The following is a 5,114-nucleotide window of genomic DNA, read 5'->3' as shown; positions in this document are numbered from 1 at the left end:
TTAATTAATTGAATTAATTAATTTTGTCTTTTTATGTTTTTATTTTGTAAGGTAATAGCAAAATGTTTAACATAAAAATAACTAAAAGCTATCTTAGTTTCTGTTACAATATATTAATAATTAAAAAGTTAGTAATGTCATAACGCTATAAAATTAAAGGTTTTTTAATGATCATATCAGATGCTAATAGTGCAGTGTCATCTGTTGCTTATCGTGCAAACGAAGTCATCGCTATTTATCCAATTACGCCAAGCTCAACAATGGCAGAACAAGCTAGCACATGGGCGGAATTTAATAAGCCCAATGTATTTGGTGATACGCCACGAGTAATTGAAATGCAATCCGAAGCAGGCGCAATTGCTACGGTTCATGGTGCATTAATGACTGGTGCGCTTGCGACTTCGTTTACTTCGTCACAAGGTTTACTTTTAATGATCCCATCGCTATATAAAATAGCTGGTGAACTTACACCTTTTGTTTTGCATGTTGCTGCACGAACAGTTGCAACGCATGCCCTTTCAATTTTTGGCGATCATTCTGATGTCATGGCAATTAGACAAACGGGTTTTGCCATGCTTTGTTCAAGTTCGGTACAAGAAGCACAAGATTTTGCCTTAATTGCACAAATGGCCAGTTTAAATAGTCGTGTTCCTTTTGCTCACTTTTTTGATGGATTTAGAACATCGCACGAAGTTAATAAAATCTATCCACTGAGTGATGAACAGATCCATAACTTATTACCGCATAAGGCTATTAAAGCTTATCGAGCACAAGCTTTAACGCCTGACAAACCAGTAACACGCGGTACATCAGCTAATCCTGACACCTATTTTCAATGCCGAGAAGCAATAAATACCTATTATGATAATGCTTATCAGCATGTTGTTAATGCTATGGATGCTTTTGCAATAGAAACAGGCAGAAGATATCAGCCTTTCGAATATTACGGTGCTAGTGATGCCGAACGCATTATTGTGATTATGGGATCGGGAGCTAACACAACCAAAGAAGTGGTTGATGTGCTACTTAAACAAAATGAAAAAGTTGGTGTTGTGATCGTTAGATTATTTCGCCCTTTTTCTGCCGAACATTTACTTGCAGTGATCCCAAATACTGTCCAAAAAATCGCAGTTCTTGATAGAACTAAAGAACCAGGAGCGCAAGCCGAACCTCTGTATTTAGATATTATTACTGCTTTTGCCGAAAGCTTATCGCGAGGAGAGCGCACATGCATGCCACTGATTGTCGGAGGGCGTTATGGGTTATCGTCAAAAGAGTTCGATCCTCGTTGTGTACTTGCGATTTTTACTGAGTTAAGAGCGGATAAGCCAAAACCTCGTTTTACTGTTGGTATTTATGACGATATAACAGGTCTTTCTTTACCATTACCAAACTGCTCTATCCCACAAAAATCAGCACTTGAAGCTCTTTTTTATGGGCTCGGTAGTGATGGCACCGTTTCAGCAACCAAAAATAATATTAAAATTATTGGCGATAGCTCACCTTTTTATGTACAAGGGTATTTTGTGTATGACTCTAAAAAGGCCGGCGGTTTAACTACATCTCACTTACGTGTCAGTTTAGATCCAATCGATTCACCTTATTTAATTACCAGCGCCCATTTTATTGGTTGCCATCAAGATCAGTTTATCGATAAATATCAGATTGTTGATAAACTAAAAGATGATGGTATCTTTTTGCTTAACACACCCTATAGTAAAGATGAGATTTGGCATCGTCTACCCAAAGAAGTGCAAGTACAATTAATTCAAAAACGCTCACATTTTTATATCATAAATGCGGCCAAAATTGCTCGTGAATGTAACTTAGGTGCCAGAATAAATACCGTCATGCAAGCAGCATTTTTTCACCTTGCTGAAATTTTCAAAAATGATTTTAATATCAGCCAATTAAAAGAAGTCATTGCTAAAAGTTATAGTAGTAAAGGGCAAAATTTGGTCGAAAATAACTGGAAAGCTCTCGATTTAGCTATTGCTTCGTTGGAACAAGTTCCGCTTAGTTGCGTTGATCAAAGCAGTGCAACTATGCCATCTATTGTGCCAGCTAATGCACCAAATTTTGTTAAAACAGTCACTGCTACCATGTTAGCTGGTTTGGGTGATAGCTTACCTGTATCAGCATTTCCACCTGATGGCACATGGCCGATAGGCACAACTAAATGGGAAAAACGTAATATTGCTGAAGAAATTCCGATTTGGCAACCCGAATTGTGTACTCAATGTAATCATTGTGCCGTTGCTTGCCCACATGCAGCCATTCGAGCCAAAGTTGTTGAGCCTAACGATATGGATAATGCACCAGATTCATTAAGCTCGCTTGAAGTGAAAGCTCGCGATATGAAAGGCCAACGCTATATATTACAAGTTGCGCCAGAAGATTGTACTGGTTGCAATTTATGTGTTGAAGTTTGCCCTGCACGTGATCGTAATAATTTTGAAATTAAAGCCATCAATATGCAATCACGTATCGACAATCTTGATACTCAGCGAGCTAATTTTGAATACTTTACCGCATTGCCAGATCGTGATATCAAAACGCTTGAACGCATTGATGTACGTACATCACAATTACTTACACCACTATTTGAATATTCTGGTGCTTGCGCTGGTTGCGGTGAAACACCATACATAAAATTGTTAACACAACTTTATGGCGATCATTTAGCTATTGCTAATGCTACTGGTTGTTCATCAATATATGGTGGCAACCTTCCATCATCCCCTTATACCACTGATCGTGATGGGCGAGGACCTGCTTGGGCAAATTCGCTATTTGAAGATAATGCTGAGTTTGCATTAGGTTATCGCATTACTTATGATCAACATAAAAAACGAGCATTGCGTTTGCTTGATTATGTTGCAGGCGACATTTCACCTGAAATTGTTATCGCTTTAAAATCATCAGAAACATCAATTGCTGAAAAACGCCAACAAGTCGCCTTGTTACGTGAACAGCTTGCCCATTTAGGTTCTACGCAAGCACAAGAATTGATCGAAGATGCCAATTATTTGATTGATAAATCAGTTTGGGCCATTGGTGGCGATGGCTGGGCTTACGATATTGGCTTTGGTGGGCTTGATCATGTGATGAGCTTAACGGATAACGTCAATATATTAGTATTAGATACTCAGTGTTATTCTAATACTGGTGGCCAACAGTCAAAAGCAACCCCTATGGGCGCTGTATCAAAATTTGCAGATTTAGGTAAGCATAAAGCCCGTAAAGATCTTGGTGTTAATATAATGATGTATGGTCATGTCTATGTCGCACAAATTGCGTTAGGCTCGCAACTTAATCAAACACTTAAAGCTTTGCAAGAAGCCGAAGCCTATAATGGACCATCGCTAGTTATTGCTTATAGCCCATGTGAAGAGCATGGTTATGATCTTGCTAAATCACACGAACAAATGAAAGATTTAGTTAAATCAGGATTCTGGCCGCTGTATCGTTACGATCCACGTCGCATGGCTGAAGGTAAGCCTGGTTTATTGCTTGATTCAAAAGCACCGAACAGCGATTTATTATCTGGGATATTATTGAAAGAACAGCGTTTCCGTCGCTTAGAAACACTTGAACCAACAATTGCTAATACCTTACATGAACGTTCAACTAAAATGGTGGATTCTAAATATAAATTCTTACAGATGCTGGCAACCTATTCAGACATAGAAACACCAGCAGAGAGTTAAGCGCTATTATCCACGAATAGTTGATAACATATCCCTCAAAGAACCGTTAATAATAGCGGTTCTTTTTTTGCGCCCTTTTTGCACAGTAAAGCGCCACATTAGTGCACACTTAAATCAGCATGATGTACATAATGTAGATGTTAAACAAGAATAATCATTATTTTATTATTTTTATCACACAAAGTGCTTCCTTTCTTGCACTTATTATAAGCTTGGTATTATTTTTGCATAATTTATTATTGACCACATAAAAAATAATTAAAGATGAGGTGAATCATGGTGTGTAACCTAAATATCAGTAGAAGAAAGCTATTAACATTTTCAAGTGCAGCAATTGCCGGATTATCCGTTAATCAACTATTATCTAAAGCGTATGCTCAACAAGCACAAAATTCGACTTCATTCTCACTACCGATGCTTGATAAAGCCGTAGTGCCAGATGCAACTCACCCTATTCGGCTCAATTTTAACGAAAATGCGTTGGGCATGTCATCATTAGCCAAACAAGCAGCCATTGATGCCGTTTGGAAAGCAAATAGATATGCAAAAGCTGAAATGCCACTTTTAAATAAAGCATTAGCTCAATACCATCAAGTAAGTGATACACAAATTCTTTTGACAGCAGGTTCATCAGAAGGGATCCGTAGCACTATTTCTGCTTTTGTAAAACCTGATGCTCAATTAGTGATACCCGAACTCACCTATAGTGATGGTGAACATTTTGCCAAAATATTTCATTTAAAAATCACTAAAGTGCCATGTTTAACCGATTGGAAAATTGATATAAACGGTTTAAGAAAAGCGGTTGAAAATTATCAAGGATTTTCTATTGTTTATTTAGTTAACCCCAATAATCCTACTTCTACTGTATTTGGCATTAATGAAATTGAATCATGGATAAAAAGTAAACCTAAAAACACCATTTTTATTTTCGATGAAGCTTATGCCGAGTTTGTCAATGATCCAGCTTTTGAGTCAGCAGACAAATTTATTACCCAAGGGTATGACAATATTGTACTGCTTAAAACATTTTCTAAAATTCATGCAATGGCTGGATTACGAGTAGGTTACATTGTCAGTACAGAAGAAAACACTAAAAACATAGCCCAGTATGTAGCAGGCGAAAAGCTTAATTATTGTGGAGTTTGTGCGGCATTGTCATCACTAAAAGATACTCAATATTTGGCTTATTGTAAAAAAGTAATTGATGTATCACGTGAAATCATGGAAAAAGTATTGTCCGATCTTGGATTTCATTATCTTAAATCAGAAACCAATTTTATATTTCATAAAACCCCTATTGCATTAAATGATTATCGGGAATTAATGAAAGAAAAATTTATATTAGTTGGCCGAGATTTTTCCCCTGCCACTGATTGGTGTCGTATATCACTTGGCACCCCA

The 5,114-nt window shown here is 37.3% G+C and carries 2 protein-coding genes; both read left to right on the top strand.

The genetic code is table 11. The annotated features are described in order from the left end of the window. Nucleotides 1–167: 167 nt before the first annotated feature. Nucleotides 168–3,710: a pyruvate:ferredoxin (flavodoxin) oxidoreductase gene (gene nifJ, locus A9G30_RS05550; protein ID WP_065588308.1), complete on the top strand. Its 3,543-nt coding sequence runs from the start codon at nucleotides 168–170 to the stop codon at nucleotides 3,708–3,710. A 276-nt stretch (nucleotides 3,711–3,986) separates the two neighbouring features. Next, the coding region (locus A9G30_RS05545) for a pyridoxal phosphate-dependent aminotransferase (protein ID WP_065588307.1) at nucleotides 3,987–5,114 on the top strand (1,128 nt) is incomplete at its 3' end.

The sequence above is a fragment of the Gilliamella sp. Fer4-1 genome (assembly GCF_001690515.1).
In the GTDB taxonomy this organism is placed as follows: Bacteria; Pseudomonadota; Gammaproteobacteria; order Enterobacterales; family Orbaceae; genus Gilliamella; species Gilliamella apicola_C.
The sequence above is the reverse complement of the archived record's forward strand: the minus strand, read 5'-3'. Positions and strand labels throughout refer to the sequence as shown.